Origin of the sequence: Massilia timonae, from assembly GCF_001866515.1 — a bacterium.
Taxonomy (GTDB): Bacteria; Pseudomonadota; Gammaproteobacteria; order Burkholderiales; family Burkholderiaceae_D; genus Telluria; species Telluria timonae.
The window spans coordinates 5555037-5575366 of the sequence record NZ_JRYB01000001.1 but is presented as its reverse complement, the minus strand read 5'-3'; the positions used below and the strand labels follow the sequence as shown (position 1 = coordinate 5575366).

Annotated in this window: 18 protein-coding genes; 9 read left to right on the top strand and 9 right to left on the bottom strand. The window is 67.3% G+C overall.

The genetic code is table 11. The features are described from left to right. Window positions 1-7: 7 nt before the first annotated feature. On the bottom strand, window positions 8-778 hold the full coding sequence (locus tag LO55_RS23740) for a head GIN domain-containing protein (RefSeq protein ID WP_071363359.1): 771 nt from the start codon (window positions 776-778) through the stop codon (window positions 8-10). Window positions 779-960: 182 nt separating this feature from the next. Between LO55_RS23740 and LO55_RS23735 the strand changes: the two genes are divergently transcribed. From LO55_RS23735 to LO55_RS23725, 3 genes are all read left to right on the top strand, one after another. Continuing rightward, the gene (locus LO55_RS23735) at window positions 961-1443 is read left to right on the top strand and encodes a DMT family transporter (protein WP_005669514.1); all 483 of its coding nucleotides are present in this window, start codon (window positions 961-963) and stop codon (window positions 1441-1443) included. A 69-nt stretch (window positions 1444-1512) separates the two neighbouring features. Next, entirely contained in the window at window positions 1513-2634 is a 1122-nt protein-coding gene (locus tag LO55_RS23730) for a type IV pilus twitching motility protein PilT (RefSeq protein WP_071363358.1), read from the top strand. Between the two features lie 57 nt (window positions 2635-2691). Further along, window positions 2692-3135: a hypothetical protein gene (locus LO55_RS23725; RefSeq protein WP_143054611.1), complete on the top strand. Its 444-nt coding sequence runs from the start codon at window positions 2692-2694 to the stop codon at window positions 3133-3135. Window positions 3136-3215: 80 nt separating this feature from the next. On the opposite strand, the gene budC is transcribed toward LO55_RS23725, so the two are convergent. The 5 genes from budC to LO55_RS23700 all read right to left on the bottom strand — a co-directional run bounded on the left by budC (window position 3216) and on the right by LO55_RS23700 (window position 7336). Further along, on the bottom strand, window positions 3216-3977 hold the full coding sequence (gene budC, locus LO55_RS23720) for a meso-2,3-butanediol dehydrogenase (RefSeq protein WP_071363356.1): 762 nt from the start codon (window positions 3975-3977) through the stop codon (window positions 3216-3218). A gap of 158 nt (window positions 3978-4135) precedes the next feature. Next, on the bottom strand, window positions 4136-5404 hold the full coding sequence (locus LO55_RS23715) for a c-type cytochrome (RefSeq protein WP_071363355.1): 1269 nt from the start codon (window positions 5402-5404) through the stop codon (window positions 4136-4138). Continuing rightward, on the bottom strand, window positions 5401-6120 hold the full coding sequence (locus tag LO55_RS23710) for a c-type cytochrome (RefSeq protein ID WP_071363354.1): 720 nt from the start codon (window positions 6118-6120) through the stop codon (window positions 5401-5403). Before LO55_RS23710 ends, LO55_RS23715 begins: the two co-directional genes overlap by 4 nt. Before the next feature lie 89 nt (window positions 6121-6209). Then, window positions 6210-6827, bottom strand: a complete 618-nt coding sequence (locus LO55_RS23705) for a 3'-5' exonuclease (RefSeq protein WP_071363353.1) — start codon at window positions 6825-6827, stop codon at window positions 6210-6212. Further along, window positions 6824-7336, bottom strand: coding sequence for a ProQ/FINO family protein (locus tag LO55_RS23700; RefSeq protein WP_071363352.1), 513 nt, complete (start codon window positions 7334-7336; stop codon window positions 6824-6826). The genes LO55_RS23705 and LO55_RS23700 overlap by 4 nt, the downstream gene beginning before the upstream one ends. Before the next feature lie 562 nt (window positions 7337-7898). Here LO55_RS23700 and rpoD point away from each other — a divergent pair. Next, the gene (gene rpoD, locus LO55_RS23695; protein ID WP_071363351.1) at window positions 7899-10628 is read left to right on the top strand and encodes an RNA polymerase sigma factor RpoD; all 2730 of its coding nucleotides are present in this window, start codon (window positions 7899-7901) and stop codon (window positions 10626-10628) included. 75 nt (window positions 10629-10703) lie between these two features. Here rpoD and ppc read toward each other — a convergent pair whose 3' ends face one another. Next, a complete protein-coding gene (gene ppc, locus LO55_RS23690) occupies window positions 10704-13529 on the bottom strand; it encodes a phosphoenolpyruvate carboxylase (protein WP_071363350.1) in 2826 nt (941 codons plus the stop codon). Window positions 13530-13697: 168 nt separating this feature from the next. Between ppc and hemC the strand changes: the two genes are divergently transcribed. Genes hemC through LO55_RS23670 form a run of 4 tightly spaced genes read left to right on the top strand, consistent with a single transcriptional unit; the run spans window position 13698 to window position 17924 of the window. Next, window positions 13698-14663, top strand: a complete 966-nt coding sequence (hemC, locus tag LO55_RS23685) for a hydroxymethylbilane synthase (RefSeq protein ID WP_083415539.1) — start codon at window positions 13698-13700, stop codon at window positions 14661-14663. Beyond that, window positions 14656-15447, top strand: a complete 792-nt coding sequence (locus LO55_RS23680; protein WP_071363348.1) for a uroporphyrinogen-III synthase — start codon at window positions 14656-14658, stop codon at window positions 15445-15447. The genes hemC and LO55_RS23680 overlap by 8 nt, the downstream gene beginning before the upstream one ends. Beyond that, complete coding sequence (locus LO55_RS23675; protein ID WP_071363347.1) at window positions 15447-16724, top strand: uroporphyrinogen-III C-methyltransferase; 1278 nt, start codon at window positions 15447-15449, stop codon at window positions 16722-16724. Before LO55_RS23680 ends, LO55_RS23675 begins: the two co-directional genes overlap by 1 nt. Before the next feature lie 3 nt (window positions 16725-16727). Further along, entirely contained in the window at window positions 16728-17924 is a 1197-nt protein-coding gene (locus LO55_RS23670) for a heme biosynthesis protein HemY (RefSeq protein WP_071363346.1), read from the top strand. 28 nt (window positions 17925-17952) lie between these two features. Here the strand turns inward: LO55_RS23670 and LO55_RS26795 are convergent, their stop codons facing one another. After that, window positions 17953-18432, bottom strand: coding sequence for a GNAT family N-acetyltransferase (locus tag LO55_RS26795; RefSeq protein ID WP_071363345.1), 480 nt, complete (start codon window positions 18430-18432; stop codon window positions 17953-17955). A gap of 48 nt (window positions 18433-18480) precedes the next feature. Here LO55_RS26795 and LO55_RS26790 point away from each other — a divergent pair, with 48 nt between their 5' ends. Further along, window positions 18481-19530, top strand: a complete 1050-nt coding sequence (locus LO55_RS26790) for an SAM-dependent methyltransferase (RefSeq protein ID WP_177185568.1) — start codon at window positions 18481-18483, stop codon at window positions 19528-19530. Between the two features lie 184 nt (window positions 19531-19714). On the opposite strand, the gene LO55_RS23655 is transcribed toward LO55_RS26790, so the two are convergent. Then, window positions 19715-20329 carry a phage tail protein gene (locus LO55_RS23655; protein WP_071363343.1) on the bottom strand — a complete coding sequence of 205 codons (615 nt, stop codon included), beginning with the start codon at window positions 20327-20329 and terminating at the stop codon, window positions 19715-19717. Between the last annotated feature and the right edge of the window lies 1 nt (window position 20330).

The following is a 20330-nucleotide window of genomic DNA, read 5'->3' as shown; positions in this document are numbered from 1 at the left end:
TGCCGGATCAGTTCGGGGCGTCGCCCAGTCGGCGCGACTTGCCCGAGCCGGCGACCGAGCTGCGCAGCTGCGGGTCGCCATAGTACTTGACGTCGCCCGAGCCGGCGATCGACATGCTCAGTTCGCGCCGGGCCCAGACCGTCACGTCGCCCGAACCGGCGACGCTGATGCTGGCGCTGTCGGCGGCAACCTTGCCCAGGTCGACATTGCCGGAACCCCCGATCGACACCGACACGTCGCGCGCCTTGCCGCCATTGGCGCGGAAGTCGCCGCTGCCGCCGACGCTGACCGACACTTTTTCGGCGTCGATGCTCGCGACCCGGATCTTGCCCGAGCCGCCCAGGTTCACGCGCAGGGTCTGGGCGCGCAGCGCCTCGGCATCGATGGTGCCCGAGCCGCCCAGAGACAGGCGCTCGATCTGGCGCGCGTTGACGACGATCTTCATCGTGCGCGCGCGCAGGTTCATATTGCGCTTGGTCGGGCGGATGCGCAGCACGCCGTCGTCGACCTCGGTCTCGATCAGGCGCTGCAGGTTGTCGTCGGTCTCGATCGTGATGCCTTCGGTATTGCCCATGCGCAGTTCGAGCTGGGCCGGCAGTTCGAGCGCGATGCCGGTGAAGCGCTCGACCTGGCGCGCCTGGCGCGTCACGCTGCCGCTGCCTTCGACTTTTTCGCCGCCGAAGGGCCAGGCCATGACGGGCGTCGGCGCGGCGACGCAGGCGAGGGTGGCGGCCAGCAGCAGGGCGCGCGCGGCAAAGGAGGGTGTGAAGGCTGGCATGGGTGGACTCCGTGATTCGTTGGTATGGCAGCCATCCTAGCCAGCCGGGCGCATCCGGAAGAGCCGTTTGCGACGAATTGCAGCTTGCCGGGGATGAAATGCATGAACACGCGACGGGGCGTGCCGACGCGCCGGCCCGGAATGCACTAAAATCGTGCGTTTTTTTGCCAGGACGTACGGAGATGAACCTGATTTTATTGGCGGCGGCATTCTGCATCGGCGTCGCGATGTCGGCGCAGGCCGCGGTGAACAGCCAGTTGGCCCACTCGATCGGGACCAATTCGATCATGGCGGCGTTGATCTCATTCAGCTGCGGCACGGTGGCGCTGCTGGTGATGGCGCTGGCCAAGGGCGGCGTGGCAGGCCTGGGGACGACCTTGACGGCCTTGCCGTCCCAGCCGGCCTGGAAATTCCTGGGCGGCTTCATGGGCGCGGCCTTCGTGCTCGGCACTGTGTTCCTGGCGCCGCGCATCGGCCTCTTGACCCTGGTGGTGCTGGTGATCGCCGGTCAGCTGCTCAGTTCGATGGCGATCGACCATTTTGGCCTGATCAATATGGCCAGGCGCGAGGTGTCGCCGGTGCGCTTGACCGGTGCGCTGGTCGTGGCCCTGGGGGTGACGATCACGGTGTTTGGCGACCGCATTGTTGCGAGTTTGTCACGCTGACGATATTTTTACTTTGGTGCAACATTCCAGTTCTATAATGACTGGAAATCGTTTTCTCTCTAACACCAGATGGAATACCACCAGTCCTCGCAGATCCCGACCCTTTCGTACATCGAAAACGAAGACCACCCGGTGTTCGAGACCCTGGTGCAGCAGATCCTGCACCTGCTGAACTCGAAGCTGGTGTTTTCCGACATCATCATCCACCAAAACAGCCCGTTGATGCTGCGCCAGCCGAAAGGCCTGGTGGCGGTGACCGATTCGCCGATCACGAAGGAAGAGCTGGAAGAATTCTTCGACGTGATCGAGCCGAACTGGCCGCAGCGCATCGCCTCGCGCGCCTTCGACCGCTCGATCGACCTGCATACGGCGCGCATACGCGCCAACTGCTTCCGGTTCCAGGGCGGCAAGCGCATCGGCTGCGTGATCCGGCGCTTTCCGAAGGAGCCGATCGCATTGAGCGAGCTGGGCCTGTGGGACGACGAGCGCGAGTTTGCGCGGCTGACCAGCGGGCTGGTGCTGATCATCGGCGACACCTGCCAGGGCAAGTCGACCACCATTGCTTCGCTCCTGGACGAGATCAATCGCCAGCGCTCCGGACACATCATCACCATCGAAGATCCGGTCGAGACCCTGATCCCTCAGCGCAAGTGCATCATCACGCAGCGCGAGGTGGGGGAGGATGGCGACGTCGAGAGCTATTACCTGGGGGCGCTCGATGCGCTGCGCGAGCGGCCGGACGTCATCGTGATCGGAGAAATCCGCGATGCGCAGACGGCGCAGGAGGCGCTGGCGCTGGCCGAGTCGGGGCCGCTGGTGCTGGCGACCCTGCATGCGCGCTCGACCGAGCTCGGGCTGCAAAAGATGTTGCGCCTGCTGGGTAATTCGGAGGCGCAGGCGCAGGCATTGGCGCATGCCTTGCGCGGCATCTTGTGCCAGGCCTTGCTGCCGTCGGTCGAGGGCAATCGCTACTATCTGGCGACCGAATGCCTGACGCCGAGCCCGGCGGTCGTGCGCATGCTGGAGGCGGGGGACCTGGGCGGCATTCGGGCGCAGATGAACAAGGGGATCGATGCCGGGTGCCACACGATGAATGCGTCGCTCGAGGGGCTGTTGGCTGCGCACAAGGTGCGGGTCGAGGATGCGCGCAATGCGACCACCGACCGCGTGGCGTTCGCCGACATGGTCTGATCGACGAGCGGAAATGTCATTCGCGACCACGGGCGCCCGGTGAGATACTCCCGCTTCGTGTCCAGTACCCTGGCCAGCCTCGCGCTGGCGGGGACCGTGCAAGCTTCGCCGTTGGTCAGCTTTTTCCCGCGTGAGAACCTGGGGCAGTTCCTGGCCGAGAAATTTGACCTTGCCACCATTCGAAGCTCATTCGGACCGCGCCGCACTCCCGGATTACGTACGTTCGCCGATTTTGGCATGAGGCCGAGCAAGGCGACGGACGACACGCTTGTGTTCGATACTGCGGGGGATTGGTATTACGAACTGAAAATCCTGTCTCGACGGGATGTCAACAAGGACGGGATCGAGGATCTGGAAGTGTGTTTTATCGATCGCGCCATGAATGGCGGAACCTATCACGCATCGTCAGCGCTGTTGGTCACGCGTTATTCGGCAGAGGGTTATGCGGTGGCCTTGCGCTATCGTGTCGACGACGACGCCTGCCTTGATCAGGCCAGGTAAGGCCTTGAGTGGCGTGCGCCATCGGATGGCTGGCGCCCACCGCATATCGTCCGGCGAGAGCGGGATTTCTGGACCGATGCTTACTGCGGCGGCTGCCCGTTCGACGCCATCAACCCCGCATCCACCGGCAGATTCACCCCGGTAATCAGGCGCGCGTCCTCGCTCGCCAGGAACGCCATCGCCGCCGCCACACCCTCCGGATCTTCCGGCGCGCCGAGCGGCATGCGTTCCTTGAACTTGGCGACCAGCTCCGGATCGGCCAGCATGTCCTCGGTCATCCTGCTCACCGTGAAGCTCGGATTGACCGCGTTCACCCGCACGCCATCCTTCGCCGCATCCATCGCCATCGCGCGCACCATATTGCTGACGGCGCCCTTCGAGGTGTTGTAGGCAAACAGATTCCAGTCGCCGCCAAGGCCGGACACCGACGAGGTCATGACGATCGACCCGTGCACCTTCACCAGCTCGGGCATCGCCGCCTTGGCCATGTGATAGTAGCCGCCGACATTGACCGCCATGACGCGCTCGAAGTCTTCCTCGCTGGTCTGCGTGATGTCGCCTTCGGTCGCCATGCCGGCGTTGTTGATGAGGATATGCAGCCCGCCGAAGCGGTCGACCGCCGCCTTGACGGCGGCGCTCGCGGTGTCCTTGTCGGCGGTATCGCCGACCTGCACGAGCACGCGGTCCTGGGGCAGGCTGGAAACGGCCTTCTTCAGCGTGTCGCCATCGATGTCGAGCATCACGACGCGGGCGCCTTCGTCGAGGAAGCGGCGGGCAGCCGCCAGGCCGATGCCGGAGGCCGCACCGGTGACCAGCACGGTTTTTTCGTTGAAACGGTTCATCCTTGTCCTTTCGGGCCGGCTCACGGGGGCGCGATTGCGCGCAGGCCGCCGAAGTGAGCCTGATCAGTTCACGGAAATGTGGTCAGGACGATAGCACGCCCATACGTGCACAGCCGTTCGGTTCTGGCAGGCAACGGTGGAGGACGTCGCTACACGCTTCAGTCGCCGGTGATCGCCCGATACCGGTTGACTTCGACCGCAGTCACGGGCGGCGCCGCATTGCCCCAGCTGGCCCGGATCCAACTGAGCACCGCCGCCACCTGGGCATCGTCCAGCTCGTGGCCGAACGGCGGCATGCCGTAAGGGCGCGGATTGCCCTTCGTCCCGGGCGGGAACCCGCCATTGACCGTCATGCGGATCGCGTTCACTGCCGGGCTCAAGGTCACGGCGCGGTTTCCCGCCAGCGGCGGATAAGCCGGCAGCTTGCCCCGCCCATCGTCGCCATGGCATTGCGCGCAACTGGCTTCGTAGATGCGGCGGCCCTCGAGCAGCACCTGTTCGTCCGCCGGCGGCGCGCGATCCGGCCGCTGCGCAGGCGTCGCCGGCAAGGATTGCAGATAGCTCGCCATCGCCCCCAGATCGTCCGGCGTCAGGTGCTGCAAGCTGCGCGCCACCACTTCGGCCATCGGCCCGGTGGCCGAACCGCGCGGCGAGATGCCGGCGCCGAGCAGCGCCACGATGTGTTCCCTGTCCCAATCGCCCAGCCCAGCCTCGCTGCCGGACGTGAGCGACGGCGCATACCACCCCAGCGTCGGAATCAGGCCGCCATCGAGCCCTTCCGTGTTCGCGCCAAACCGGTTGCGCGTGCTGTGGCAGGCGCTGCAATGTCCCAGGCCCTCGACCAGGTAGGCGCCGCGATTCCACTCCACGCCGCGCGCCGGCTGCGCCTCATGCACGCCGGGCCGGAAGTACAGCAGGCGCCAGCCGGCCAGCAGCCCCTGGCTGTCGTAGGGGAAGCCGAGTTCGTGCGGCCGGTTCGGCTGGCGCTGCGGCGCCAGGCTGCGGAAGTAGGCGAACAGGGCATCCGAATCGGCGCGCGTGACCTTCGTGTAGTTCGTGTAGGGGAAGGCCGGGTAGAGCAGGCGGCCATCCCTGGCGATGCCGTTGTGCAGCGCGTTCCAGAAGTCGTCCGCGCTCCAGTCGCCGATGCCGGTTTCCTTGTCCGGCGTGAGGTTCGGCCCATAGAAGCGGCCGAACGGGGTATCGAGCGCGCGGCCGCCGGCGTAGGCCACGCCGCCGCGCGCCGTGTGGCAGGCGATGCAGTCGCCGGCCCGCGCCAGGTAGGCGCCACGTTCGACATTGGCCGTGTTCAAAGCATAGGCGGCCGGAGAACTCGATGGAATATGCTCGGCGCGCGGCCAGGCCAGCGCCACCGCGGCCACGACGAGAACGACGATAAGGACGAGGGCGATCCGCACGGTCTTCATCGCGCCTCCGGATCGCTGCCGCAGGCCAGCGGCAAGGGACGCGCGATGGCGTCGGCCGGGCGCGCGTCGCGCGGCATCGGTTGCGCCGCCAGCCAGCCCGAAATGGCAGAGACATCCTCCAGCGACAGGCGGGCCGTGATGTCGGCCATGCAATCGGGCGCATGCGCGCGCCGCACCTTGTTGCGCCAGGCGCCGAACTGCGCGTTCACGTAGTCGCGCGGCAGGCCGAGCAGGCCCGGGATGTTCGGCTGCACGCCGGTCAGGCGCGCGCCATGGCAGGCGACGCAGGCCGGGATCTTGCGCGCGGCGTCACCGTCGACCACGAGCCGGCGTCCGCGTTCGAGCGCAGCGGCCGACAAACCGGATGGTTGTGGGGGCAGCACGGTCGGCGGCAGGGCCGCGAAGTGCTGGGCGATCTCGCGCAGATAGGCGTCGGGCAGGTGGTCGACCAGGTAGGTCATCAGGGGATACTGGCGCCGACCGTCGCGAAAGTTGAGCAGCTGGTGATACAGGTAGCCGGCCGGCTTGCCCTGCAGGCGCGGATAGAAGCTGTCGTTGACCGGGTTGCCGCGCCCATCGACCCGCGCATGACAGGTCGCGCAGGCCAGCAGGCGCTGGTCGAGGGTGTCGGGGACGGTGTGCGGCGCCGCCCTGGCCGTGCAGGCCAGCGCGCCGAACAGGGAGGCGAAGAAGAGGCGCAGGCTTCGTGATCTCATGGGCTCCCACCGGCATCGAAGATGGTGAGAATGATATCGCGAATTGCCGAGCCTGACTCCCTCTTTTGGTGCGCGGCCTTCGATGCGCCTCAGGCCGGCGGATTCGCCTTCCATTGGCGGTAGATCTTCAGCGCCGCATGCGCATCGTCGGCCGCATACTGCAACTGCTTGTCCGACAGCCGGGGCAGGGCCCAGTTGGTGGTGGTGATGCGCTTGGATTTTTGCAGGCGCTGGCCGAAGAAGCGCTCGACGGCGCTCCGCGCGCCGAGCGGATTCTTTTCACCGCGCCGGCGCAGGGCCGTCGACAGGTCGAGCACATTGCGCAGCCCGATGCCGAACTTGGACTTCAGGCGCTTGACGTCGTCGCCCAGGCCGAAACCCACCTTCAGCACGCGCTCGTCCTCGAGCACGGGCTTGAGCACGGTGACCGCCAGCGCCATGCCGGCCGGGGTCGCGGTCTGGAACAGCCAGGCCGTGTCCAGGGTCGCGAGCTGCACCAGGTGCGGCCCGGTCGAGACTTCTCCCTTGGCGAAGGTCGGCTTGGATTCGGTGTCGAAGCCGATCGCTTCGCTGGCCAGCAGGTCGGCCAGCGCCTCGCGCGCGTCCTGCTCGCTGCGCACCAGGCGCACCCGGGCCAGATCGATGCCGACGTAGGGCGGCAGATCGGGCGGCAGGTCGTCGTCGAGGATCCCGGGCTCCGCGCTCAATTCTTCGAGAATTTGGACGCCAGCGCCTGCAGTTTTTCCTGGCGCTTGCGGTTGTTTTCTTCTTCTTGTGCGGCTTCGCGTTCGGCCTTCTTGCGCTCGGCTTCCTTCTTGAAGCGCTGCTGCAGCTGTTCCTTGGCGTGCAGGCGGTGCGCTTCGGGCACTTCGGCGCCCGCGGTGCCGTCCAGGTCGTGGCGCACTTTCGCCTTTTCCATCGCACGCAGGTAGCGCATCGAACCGGTATGGATGCCCAGGGCGGCGCGCATCACCTTCTTGTCCAGGCCGGGCATGCGGGCCAGCAGCTGCTTGTCGATGCCGATCGACAGCGGCAGGCAGTCGCGGAAGGCTGGATACTCCTGCTGGAGTTGCTTGAGCAGCGCGCGCGCCGACAGGCCCTGCGCCGGCGCGGCGGCCGGCGCTGCGGTAGCTGGCGCTTGCGGCTGCTGCGCCTCCGAAGTGGTGGCCGGATTGGCGTTCGTGTCGACGGACTCTGCAGGGGTATTGGTATTCATTGACTTCATGGTAAGAACAGGATTGCGAAGGATAGCACGGCGCTCGGGCGCGCATTGTACTAGTTCTCATTATAAATGTTGGGAAACTTATAGCAGGGGGAAGCGCCGGCGCATGAAATCGTGTATCATCCGCCTCTTGCCTTGAGTCCGGCTTGCGCCGGCGCAGACACGCCCAGCAGCTTGCACGGACGGCATGTCAGGGTGGCGCTATGTGAATTGTGTATATCCCTTATCGGATCTATCAATTATCACCAAAACTTGCATTGGGGCATAATAACCCCTTCCCCTATTCTTCTAGAAAAATAGATGCAAGCCCGTGTTAGCGGGCTTTTTTTCGTTCCGACATGCACAGCACGATTTTGAACATCGACCATCGCCTATCTGTCCGCAGCCCAGAATCGAGTTGGCGCGCGCAAAACCCGGTAAGTCGTGCTTGAAACCTGGCATGTCCGCCCCTAGGTAGGGCCACTTCCGTTCCCCCTTTCCCAGGATCCGTACGCGGGTCCCGCTGGATTATTGACTTCGCAGGCGCGCACCTCGCCTCGACTGGAGAGTTTTAAGTATGAAAAACACCGCCAAGACATTGACACTGACAGCGAAAAAAGCGCCGGCCAAGGCTTCGGCGCCGCTGGCAGTGCCGAAAACCGCGACCTCCTACTTCCTCGAAACGGAAGCGGCGGCCAAGGTGACGGTGGTCAAGACCCGTTCGCGCCTGGCCACGCTCAAGGCGCAGGCCGACGCCATCCTGGCCGCCGGCGGCCCGGTGGCGGCCGAGCCGGTCGCTGCGCCAGTCGTGGAAGAGACGCCTGCCGCGGCCCCGATCGCCGCCGCGGTCGAAGAGGTGGTGGCCGAAGCCGCCGCACCGGTGCTGGCCGAATCCGCTCCTGCCGCTGCCGAAGCCGACGTGGACGCCGGCATCGACCTGGCCGCCGAATACATGCAGGCGCAGGCCAAGCCGGCCGTGGCGCCGGTCATCGTGCGCAAGCGCGGCAAGCTGGCCGCGCTGAAGGCAGCCGAGCCGGAAGTCCCGGCCGCAGCTTCTGCTCCGACCGCTGCTCCGACCGTGGCGCCGGTGGCCCAGGCCGCCGAGGAAGCGCCCAAAGTCGTGCGCACCCGCGCCGTGCGCCGCGTCGAGACCAGCCCGGCAGCCCCCGTGAGCGCCGTCGGCGCCGTCAGCAAGACCACCGACGCCGCCGCGCTGGCCGCGATCGACACCTCGGGCTACCTGCTGCCGCAGGTGAAGGTCCCGGGCCGCCGCGGCCGCAAGCCGAGCGAGTTCGTGCCGGAGAACGATGAAGTCGCGGCGCTGAACGCCGTCGAGCGCGCCGAACTGAAGGCGGCCTCGAAGGCGCGCGAGCGCAAGGCCAAGGGCCTCGGCATGCTGAATGAAGCCGGTTTCTCGGAAGCCGAACTCGAAAAGCGCCGCCAGCAGCTGAAGAACCTGATCAATATGGGCAAGGAGCGCGGCTACCTGACCCATGCCGAGATCAACGACCACCTGCCGGAAAACATCATCGATCCGGAAGCGATCGAAGGCATCATCGCGACCTTCAACGACATGGGCATCGCCGTCTACGAGCGCGCCCCTGAAGCCGAAATGATGCTGCTGTCGGACCAGGCCGTGACCCCGACCAGCGAAGACGAAGTCGAGGCCGCCGCCGCGACCGCGCTGTCGACCGTCGACTCCGACTTCGGCCGCACCACCGACCCGGTCCGCATGTACATGCGTGAAATGGGCGCGGTGTCGCTGCTGACGCGCGAAGGCGAGATCGAGATCGCCAAGCGCATCGAGCAGGGCTTGAAGGACATGGTGCAGGCCATCTCGGCGTGCCCGACCACGATCTCGGAAATCATCGCGCTGTCGCACAAGATCGCCAGCGACGAGCTGAAGATCGACGACGTGGTCGATGGCTTCGTCGACCTCGAAGACACCCCGGCGCCGGCCGCCTCGGTGGCCCACGCCGCCGCTGCCGCGGAAGAGGACGAAGAGGAAGAAGACGAGGTCGAGGACGAAGAAGAAGAGGGCGAAGGCGGCAGCGCCGGCGGCGCCGCGGCCGGCTACTCGGCCGAGCAACTGGCCCAGCTGCGCAAGGGCGCGCTGGAGAAGTTCGCGCTGATCGAGCAGCAGTTCGACCTGATGGGCCACGCCTTCAAGAACGAGGGCTATGGTTCGCCGGCCTACGAAGAAGCGCAGGCCGTGATCTCGTACGAGCTGCTGGGCATCCGCTTCACCGCCAAGGTGGTCGAGAAGCTGTGCGACACGCTGCGCGGCCAGATGGACGAAGTGCGTTCGATCGAGCGCGCCGTGCTGGACATCTGCGTGAACCGCTGCGGCATGCCGCGCGCCCACTTCATCAAGGTCTTCCCGGGCAACGAGACCGACCTGCAATGGGGCGACCGCGAAGTCGACTGCGCCTATCCGTACAGCGCGGTGCTGAGCCGGAATCTGCCGGCCATTAAAGAGCTGCAGCAGCGCATGATCGACCTGCAGGCGCGCGTGGCGCTGCCGCTGGCCGACCTGCGCAAGATCAACAAGCAGATGGCGGCCGGCGAGAAGCGCGCCCGCCAGGCCAAGCGCGAAATGACGGTGGCCAACCTGCGCCTGGTGATCTCGATCGCGAAGAAATACATCAACCGCGGCCTGCAATTCCTGGACCTGATCCAGGAAGGCAATATCGGCCTGCTGAAGGCGGTCGACAAGTTCGAATACCGCCGCGGTTACAAATTCTCGACCTATGCGACCTGGTGGATCCGCCAGGCGATCACGCGCTCGATCGCCGACATGGCGCGCACGATCCGCGTGCCGGTGCACATGATCGAGACGATCAACAAGATGAACCGCATCTCGCGCCAGATCATGCAGGAAACCGGCAGCGAGCCGGACCTGCCGACCCTGGCCGCCAAGATGGAAATGCCGGAGAATAAGGTTCGCGAGATCATGAAGATCGCGAAGGAACCGATTTCGATGGAAACCCCGATGGGCGAGGACGGCGATTCGCAGCTGGGCGACTTCATCGAGGACAACGCGACCCTGGCCCCGCTGGACGCCGCGCTGCACGCCTCGATGCGCAACGTGATCAAGGAAGTGCTGGACTCGCTGACCCCGCGCGAAGCGAAGGTGCTGCGCATGCGCTACGGCGTCGAGATGTCGAACGACCACACGCTGGAAGAAGTGGGCAAGCAGTTCGACGTGACCCGCGAGCGTATCCGCCAGATCGAAGCCAAGGCGATGAGCAAGCTGCGCCAGCCGTCGCGTTCGGACAAGCTCAAGACCTTCCTGCACAACCAGTAATTCATCGGTGGTGTGGATGTAAAAAAGCCGCCCGGTTTGCGCCGGGCGGCTTTTGTTTTTTAGAGCGTTACGCGCTCAACCAGTGTTGCGCAACCCCGCCGCCACCCCATTGATCGACAGGTGAATCCCGCGATGCACGCGCGGATCGGCATTGTCGGCCAGCTTGCGGCGGCGATGGATCAGCTCCACCTGCAAGTGGTTCAGCGGATCGAGATAGGCGAAGCGGTTCTGGATCGAGCGGGCAAGGAGCGGGTTGCCGGCCAGCCGTTCGCTGGCGCCGGTGATCGCTTCCAGGGTGCGGATCGTCTCGCCATGCTCGGCCGCGATGCGGCGGAAGATGCGCTCGCGCAGGCCGGCGTCGCTCACCAGGCCGGCGTAGCGCGAGGCGATCGCCAGGTCGGTCTTGGCCAGCACCATGTCCATGTTCGACAGCAGGGTGGCGAAGAACGGCCAGTCGCGGTACATCGCGCGCAGCTCTTCCAGTTTCGCGTCGCGGTCGCCGCCGACGTTGGCATCGTCGAGCCAGCTCGTCACGCTCGACGCGAACCCGAACCAGCCCGGCAGCAGCAGGCGGCACTGGCCCCACGAGAAGCCCCAGGGAATCGCGCGCAGGTCTTCGATGCGGCGGGTCGACTTGCGCGAGGCGGGACGCGAACCGAGGTTCAGTTCGGCGATCTCGGCGATCGGCGTGCCTTCGAAGAAGTAGTCGGTGAAGCCCGGCGTTTCGTACACGAGGTTGCGGTAGGCCTTGTAGGCGCGGTTCGACAGTTCGGCCATGACCGACTCGAAACGCTGCAGGCGCCCGGCGTCGACGCCGCTGGCGCCGTCTTTCACACCGTGCGGCGTCAGGCTCGCTTCCAGCGTCGCCGCCACCAGCAGCTCCAGGTTGCGGCGGCCGATCTCGGGGTTCGAGAATTTCGAGGCGATGATCTCGCCCTGTTCGGTCAGGCGGATCTGGCCGTTGACGGTGCCGGGCGGCTGGGCGCGGATCGCGTCGTAGCTCGGGCCGCCGCCGCGGCCGACGGTGCCGCCGCGGCCGTGGAACAGGCGCAGCTTGACCTGGCGCTGTTCGAACACTTCGACCAGCTTGAGCTCGGCCTGGTACAGCTCCCAGTTCGAGGTCAGGAAGCCGCCGTCCTTGTTCGAGTCGGAGTAGCCGAGCATGACTTCCTGCAGGCGGCCCTGTTTCTCGATGATGCCGGCCACCAGCGGAATCGCCATCCACTCGTCCATGATGCCGGCGGCGCGCTGCAGGTCGGGGATGGTTTCGAACAGCGGGATCACCATCACGTCACTGAGCCCCGCGCTCACGCGCATCAGCCCCGTCTCCTTCTGCAGCAGCAGCACTTCGAGCAGGTCGGACACAGTCTCGGTGTGCGAGATGATGTAGTTGCGGATCGCGCGCGGGCCGTAGCGCAGGCGGATCTCGCGCGCGCAGCGCAAAATCGCCAGCTCGGAATTGGTCTCGTCGCCATAGCTTTCGTAGGGCGAGAACAGCGGGCGCGATTGCGCCAGCTCGCGCAGGATCAGCGCGCGCTTGTCCTCTTCGCTCAGCGCCGCATAGTCGGCTTCAACGCCGGCGCGCGCGAACAGCTCGGCCAGCACGCGCTCGTGGATGTCCGAGCTCTGGCGCATGTCGAGCGAGGCCAGATGGAAGCCGAAGATGCGCGCGGCGCGCAGCAGGCCGGCCAGGCGCGGCTGGATCAGCATGGCGCCGTGGTTCTGGCGCAGCGAGTCGGCCAGCACCTCGAGGTCGGCCGCGAACAGTTCCGGGTCGAGATAGGGCGCGGCATGGCCGACTTCCTTGCGCAGGATGTGGCCCACGCCCAGCTCGCGCGCGGTGGCGGCCAGGCGCGCATAGATGCCGATCAGGGCGCGGCGGTAGGGTTCGTCGCTGCGGTGCGGCGAGGCGTCGGGCGAGGCGTCGGCCAGCTGTTCCAGCGCCGGCGACACCTTGACCAGCAGGGTGGAGGCCGACAGCTCGGCGCCCAGCGCATGCACCTCGTCGAGGTAGAAGTCGAGGATGGTGGTCGACTGGCGCGTCAGCGCGTGGCGCATGGTGTCGGCGTTGACGTTCGGGTTGCCGTCGCGGTCGCCGCCGATCCAGCTGCCCATCTGCAGGAACGAGGCGTGGGCGGCGGCGGCCGACCCGTCGCTGCCATACTGTTCGGCGAGCTCGAGTTCGATGTCGTCGTACAGGGCCGGGACTTCGCGCAGGAAGGTGATGCGGTAGTAGGACAGAGCGTTCTCGATCTCGTCGGCCACGGTCAGCTTGGAGTAGCGCAGCATGCGCGTCTGCCACAGGGTGGCGATGCGGGCGTGCAGCAGTTGCTCGTTGCGGCGGCGTTCCTTCGGCGTCTGCGGCGCGTCGCGCTCGGCCAGCAGGCGCGCGATGTCGTGCTCGGCGTCGAGGATGCTCTTGCGCTGGACTTCGGTCGGGTGCGCGGTCAGCACCGGCGAGATCAGGGCGTCGCGGAAGAACGCGTCGACGGTGTCGCGCCCGATGCCGGCCTCGGCCAGCTTGCCCAGCGCGTAGCCGATGCTGCCCGAACGCGGCGCCGAACCGCCTAGCAGGTGCGCGCGGCGGCGCCGGTTGTGGTGCTGGTCTTCGGCGATATTGGCCAGGTGCGAGAAGTACGAGAAGGCGCGCACCACCGAAATCGTCTGGTCGCGGGTGAGCTTGTGCAGCAGGGTGGCCAGCTCTTCGCCAGCGTCCGGATCGTCGTCGCGGCGGAAGCGCACCGCGGTTTGGCGGATGGTTTCCACGATGTCGAACACCGCGTCGCCTTCCTGGTCGCGCAGCACGTCGCCCAGCAGGCGTCCGAGCAGGCGGATGTCTTCTTTGAGCGGCGCGTCCTTGTCGGCGCCGGCTTGTACTACGGGTGCAGCAGGATTGTCCATGTCGACCACAAGTAATAGATTGTGCGATGGCGGTGGGCCACGATCTGCAAGATGCCCCCATGATAAAATTTATGATCTTATGCAGGGAGCGGCTACTGGCATCGTCCGGGTCGGCCCAATGACAGTGAAAGAACTCGAGTGTTAAACGCTATACAGCAGGAATCCAACGTGACGCCCCAGGCGCCAGCCAAATTGATTATCGCATCCCGCGAGAGCCGCCTCGCCATGTGGCAGGCGGAGCACGTGCGCGACCGGCTCGCCGCATTATATCCAGAATGTAGCGTCGAAATTCTCGGAATGACAACACGCGGCGACCAGATCCTCGACCGTACCCTGTCCAAGGTCGGCGGCAAGGGCTTGTTCGTCAAGGAACTCGAGGTCGCGATGGCCGAAGGCCGCGCCGACCTGGCCGTGCACTCGCTCAAGGACGTGCCGATGGAGCTGCCCGAAGGCTTCGAGCTGGCTGCCGTGCTCGAGCGCGAAGACCCGCGCGACGCCTTCGTCTCGAACGACTACGCCAGCCTGGATGAGCTGCCGCCCGGCGCCGTGGTCGGCACCAGCAGCCTGCGCCGCCAGTCGCTGATCGCGGCGCGCTACCCGCACCTGGTGATCCAGCCGCTGCGCGGCAATCTCGACACGCGCCTGGGTAAACTCGATCGCGGCGATTATGCAGCGATCATCCTGGCCGCCGCGGGCCTCAAACGCCTGGGGCTGCCGCAGCGCATCAAGGCCTTGCTCGAGCCCGAGCTGAGCCTGCCGGCGGCCGGCCAGGGCGCGATGGCGATCGAGATCCTGAGCGGCGCGCGCAGCGACGGCGTCGACCTGCGCGCCGTGCTGGCCCCGCTCAACCACGTCGAGACCGCCCAGGCGGTGCTGGCCGAGCGCAAGGTGTCGCGCATCTTCGGCGGCAGCTGCCAGATCCCGCTGGCGGCCTATGCCACCGTGCAGGACGGCCAGATGCGCCTTCGCGCCATGGTCGCGACCCCGGACGGCAAGCGCAGCGCGCACGCCGAGGTGGCGGGCGCCGCCGGGCAGCCGGAATACCTGGGAGAGCAGGTGTCCGAGCTGCTGGCGCAGCAGGACGCCAGCGCGATCCTGGCCGCCTGCCGCGTCGATGCGGCCGAGGATGCCTGAACTGGACCCGGCGCCGAGCGACCGCGTGGTCGTGGTCACCCGGCCGCGCGCCCAGGCCGATGGCCTGGCGCAGGCGGTGCGGGCGCTCGGCCGCACGGCCGAGGTCTTGCCGCTGCTCGAGATCGCCCCGGTCGACGATCCGGCGCCGCTGCGCGCGGCGCTGGCCGGCCTGCATGAGTATGCGCTGGCGGTGTTCGTCTCGCCGAATGCGGTCGATGCGGCGTTCGCCCACCTCGACGCCTGGCCGCCGGCCGTGCCACTGGCAGTGGTGGGCGAGGGCAGCCGCGCCGCGCTGGCGCGTCATGGCGTGGCCGCGCCCGCCCATACGATCCACAGTCCGCTCGACCCCGCCCACGCCGATTCGGAACACCTGCTCCAGAGCCTGGACCTGGCCCTGTTTGCCGGCCGGCGCGTGCTGATCGTGCGCGGCGACGGCGGGCGCGAGCTGCTGGCCGACGCCCTGCGCGCGGCCGGCGCCACGGTCGAGGCGGTGGCGGCCTACCGCCGCGCGACCCCTGTATTGACGGACGAGCTGGGCGCACGATTGCGCGCCTTGCTGGCGCAGCCAAACGACTGGATAATCACGAGCTCGGAAGCCTTGCGCGGCCTGGCCGGCCTGGTGGCGGCGCTGGGGCAGGCACAGTACCAGGAACGGTTCGAGCGGCAGCGCCTGGTGGTGCCCCATGCGCGGATTGCCGAGACGGCGCATGCGCTGGGCCTGCGCCAGGTGACCCTGACGGGATCCGGAGATGCCCGCATACTAGCAGCGTTACAATCACAATAATGAACGAATTGCCGAACAATCCAGATCAGCCGCAGGCCAATGTGCCCGCACCGAGTCTCCACAAGCCCGAGGGCGTCCAGGGCGGCGCGGCCGCCGGGGGCGTTCCTCCAGGCGGCATGCCCCCTCCGGGCGGCACGCCACCGGCGGGTGGCGTGCCCCCGGCCGGAGGGGGTCCCGTCCTGCCGCGCATGGGCGAGCCGGGCGGCCCCGCTTTGTTCGACCGCCTGGCGCGCCCGCTGCCGCTGGCCGTGATCGCGCTGGCCGTGCTGCTGGCGCTGCAGACGTATTCGTCGCACAACCGCATCAACGCGCTGCGCCAGGACATGGCGCGCAGCCTCCAGAAGGGCAATGCGGTCAATGCCGAGACGGCGGCGCTGGCGCGCGACGTGGCGGACCAGTCGAAGGAGCTCCAGATCAAGGTCGGCGTGCTCGAAAGCCGCCAGAGCGAGGCCCAGAGCCAGCAGGTGGCGCTCGAGCAGCTGTATAAAGACCTGTCGCAGAACCGCGACGAGTGGGCGCTGACCGAGATCGAGCAGGTGCTGTCGACCGCCAGCCAGCAGCTGCAACTGGCCGGCAACGTGCAGGGCGCCCTGATCGCGCTGCAGAACGCCGACCGCGCGGTGTCGCGCTCCGACACCCCGCAGTTCCTCACCATCCGGCGCGCCATCGCGGGCGACATCGAGAAGCTCAAGGCCTTGCCGGCGGTGGACCTGGCCGGCGTCGCCGTGCGCCTCGACCACGTGATCGGGCAGGTCGATTCGCTGCCGATGCTGTCGAACGAAAAGCCGCTGCTGCCGGTGGCGCCGGTGCGCGCCGCGCGCAAGGGCGAGGCCGCTGCCTCCGCGGCCGGCGCTGGAGCGAATGCGGCGGGCGCCGATGCGGCGCAGCCGCTGGGCGTGGGCCAGCGCATGCTCCAGACCTGGACCTTGTGGAGCCAGGAGATGTGGGACGACGTGCGCCAGCTGATCCGGGTGCGCAGCGTCGAGTCGCCCGAGGCGCTGATGCTGTCGCCGAGCGAATCGTTCTTCGTGCGCGAGAACCTCAAGCTGCGCCTGCTGAACGCGCGCCTGGCGCTGTTGTCGCGCAACGAGGCGACCTTCCGCGACGACCTGGCCACGGCCCAGGCCATGCTGCTCAAGTATTTCGACACGCGCGCGCGCGTGACGCAATCGAGCCAGGCCGCGCTGCGCCAGGTCCAGGCCAACAACCTGACGATCGAGATGCCGACGCTGGCAGACAGCCTGAACGCCGTGCGCAACTACAAGGCGAAACAATAAGCTATGCGTTTACTTCTCTGGTTAGTCGCGCTGATGGCCGCCGCCATCGGCATCGCCGTGACGGCGCGCTTCAATCCGGGCAATGTGGTGCTGTTCTACCCGCCGCACCGGATCGACATGTCGCTCAACCTGTTCGTGGTGCTGCTGGTGGCGTCCTTCCTGGCGCTGTACGGCCTGGTGCGCGCCATCAACGCCACCCTCAGGATGCCGCAGCGCGTGGCCGCCTATCGTCAGCGCCGCGCCGAACGCGAAGGCAACAAGGGCATGCGCGACGCGCTCAAGGCCCTGTTCGAAGGCCGCTTCGGCCACGCCGAAAAAGCCGCGATGCGCGCCGCCGAGCTGCCCGAGAACGCGGGCCTGGCGGCCCTGATCGGCGCGCGCGCCGCGCACCGCATGCGCGAGCCGGCGCGGCGCGACGCCTGGCTGGCCGGGATCGCCCACGACAACACCCTCAAGACCGCGCGCCTGATGACGGTCACCGAACTGCTGGTCGACGACCACCAGCCCGAAGCCGCGCTCGAAGCGGTGGCCGAACTCAACGCCAGCGGCCAGCGCCACATCCACGCGCTGCAGTGGGCGATGAAGGCCAACCAGCAGGCGCGCAACTGGCCCGAGGTGCTGCGCCTGGTGCGCATCCTCGATAAGCGCCGCGCGCTGCATCCGGCCCTGTCGAGCCGCCTGCGCGAGCTGTCCTACGAGGCGCTGCTGGGCGGCGACGGGCACGACGCCGAATCGTTGCGCCGCATCTGGGCCACGGTGCCGGCGCCAGACCGCACCGTGCCTTATATCGCGGCGCGCGCAGCCAGCGCCTTCAATGCGCGCGGCCTGCACGACGAGGCGCGCGCGATCGCCGAAGAGTCGCTCAAGGCCGGCTGGGACGAGCGCGTGGTGCGCGCCTACCGCGACGCCGCTAGCCCGTTCGGATCGCCTTCACTGCTGGCCCAGATCGAGGCCTGCGAATCCTGGCGCCGCGAGCGCCCGACGGACGCCGAGCTGGCCCTGACCCTCGGCTCGCTGTGCCTGAAGCAGAAATTGTGGGGCAAGGCCCAGCGCTACCTGGAGCAGGCGCTGTCGGACGCCCTTGATGCGTCGATGGTGCGCGAGGCGCACCTCAAGCTGGCGCAAATGCACGAGGCGCTGGGGCAGGAGCAGGAGGCGGCGAGCCACTACCGGCAGTGCGCACTGGCCAGCATTCTGTAGCGTCCGGCCAGCCGCGCTTCGGCGTGGCTCAGCCGGGCCAGATCATCTGCTCGGACAGCGCGTCCGCCCCCGCCGGGACGAAGCCGCATGCGCGATAGAGCCGGCGCGCGCCGGGATTGTCGAGTCGCACCGTGAGCGCCAATGCGGCGCCTTGCGCCGCCGCGTGTTCTTGCAGCGCCCCGAGCACGGCGGCACCATGACCCAGGCCGCGCGCAGCCGGCAACAGCGCGATATCGACGATGCGCCACGGCCGCGTGCCGCGGTCGACCAGCAAGCGGCCCAGCGGCGCGCCGCCAGTCTCGATGATCGTGTCGTCGGCGCCAGGGAAGCCCTGGCGGTAGCCGGCGCGCTGGGCGCGCCATTGCATGTCGAGCAGCATGTCCAGCAAGGGCGGTTCGGCCGCCAGGCGCAGGTCGTCACGGGTCGATGCGTACAGCATCTTCAGGAAGTCTTCGTCGTCGGGCAGTGCGGGGCGCAAGCGCAGGTGGGCGAATTCGAGGTTCAGCATGGATCGGCAAGAATGATTGAGGTTGACGGCATCATTGAGCATAATGCAATGATGAATCCTACATCCAATCGCATGAGCGCCGGTAGCGCCGGTAGCGACGATCGCGCCGGCTTGCAGGCGCTGGCGCGCGACATCGTCAGCCCCGCAAGGGAGCGCGACAGCCTGTTCCGCGAAGTGGTCGACCTGAGCCGGTTGCTGGAACGGCTGTCCGGCGTGACGCCGGACGTGCACGTTTCCCTCGGCGCCAACGAGACCGTCACCGCCGCCGGCCTGGCGATTTCCCCGGTCAAGGCGGCGCTGTGCGCGCGCGAACCGCTGCGCACCATCGTCTTCATCCGCGGGCTCGCCGCAGCCATCGAACAGGCGCGGCGGCCGGAGCGGCCGGTACGCGTCCTGTATGCCGGCTGCGGCCCGCTTGCCACGCTGGCACTGCCTCTGATGACGCTGCTCGATCCCGGACAGGCATCGTTCACCCTGGTCGACATCCACGCCGCCTCGCTCGATAGCGCACGCGCACTGGTGCGCCGCCTCGGCTTGGAGACCCATGTCGCCGGCTACGTGCTGGCCGATGCCTGCAGCCTGCGGCTCGATCCGGCCGCGCTGCCCGACGTGATCGTGTCGGAGACGATGAATGCGGCGCTGCGCAGCGAGCCGCAAGTGGCCATCATGCGCCACCTGGCCATGCAGGCCCCGCAAGCGCTGCTGGTGCCTGAATCGGTGACGGTGGAAGCCTGCCTGCTGCGCTTGAGCAAGGAGCTGTCACCGCCCCTGGACGATGGCGTCGCGCCGCAACCGCCGCAGCGCGAGCGTGTCGAACTGGGGCCGGTGTTCCGTCTCGATGCGGATGCCATTCGCGCCTGGAGCGGGATGGATGGCGAGTTGCCAGCAGGTGTAGTGCGGGTGCCCGCAACGGTGCCCACCGGTATGGAACCCCGGTTGCTGACGAAGATCGTCAGCTTCGGGAGCCATGTGCTGCTGGATTGGGAGTCCAGCTTGAACCAGCCGCAGCATTTGCCCGGCCGCCTGGCATTGCAGGGCGGGGAAACCCTGCAGTTCGCCTATCGTATCGGGCAGCAGCCCGGCCTGGTCCTGCTGTAAGGATTACCTGGGTTTCGGCGGGTAGTTCCTCGAGCGAACCGCCGGCTGAGCCGGCTGACCGCCGCCGCTGCCGGTGAAGGTCGCAGAAGCGCTCATGCCCTTCGATATCGAGACAGCCTTGAAAAGGCCGTCTTGCAGCAGGCCGAGGGCGATCCCGGGCTGCTGCAGCGACTCGTGCGGCCGGTTACGGACGCGGTGGGAAGATGCCCGACCAGCAGATCGCGTAATACATTCCCAGGGCCGGGGGCACCGATGCCGGGATCTGGGTAGTGACCGTCACCGGAATGGCCTCGGGGTTGTCCGAACCGGTGTTTGCCGTTGTGACCGCAGTGGCGTTCAGCGTGGTCGTGCCCGTCGTGGTCGTGGAAGCATACACGCTCGGCGCCGCGCCCAGGCCGGATACTTTTACCGTGCCGAGATAACCGCCATCCAGCGGCGCCGCGCTGGAGCCCCCATCCTTGCTCACCGTCAGGGTCGCAGTATGGTTGTGGGCAGGCAGCTGAGTCACTTTGGTGATCTGCACCGAGCCGGCGGCGGTGATCGGGGTTGGCATGTCGCCGCCCTTGGTCCCCAGATTGAAGGTGCCGAACTGCGACTCGCCGACCTGCATCGGCACCCGGCCGCGCAGGTCGGGCAGGTTGAACGTGGTGCGGCCGTCGCCGCCGTAATAGGTGCCGATCAGCGCAAACAGGGCGTTGTACTGGTTGATCGGCAGTTGCTGCCCTACGCACGCCAGCCAGCCAGCGGGCACAAAGGTTGCAGCAAACAGACGCACTTCACCAACATAGGCTTCCGCCATG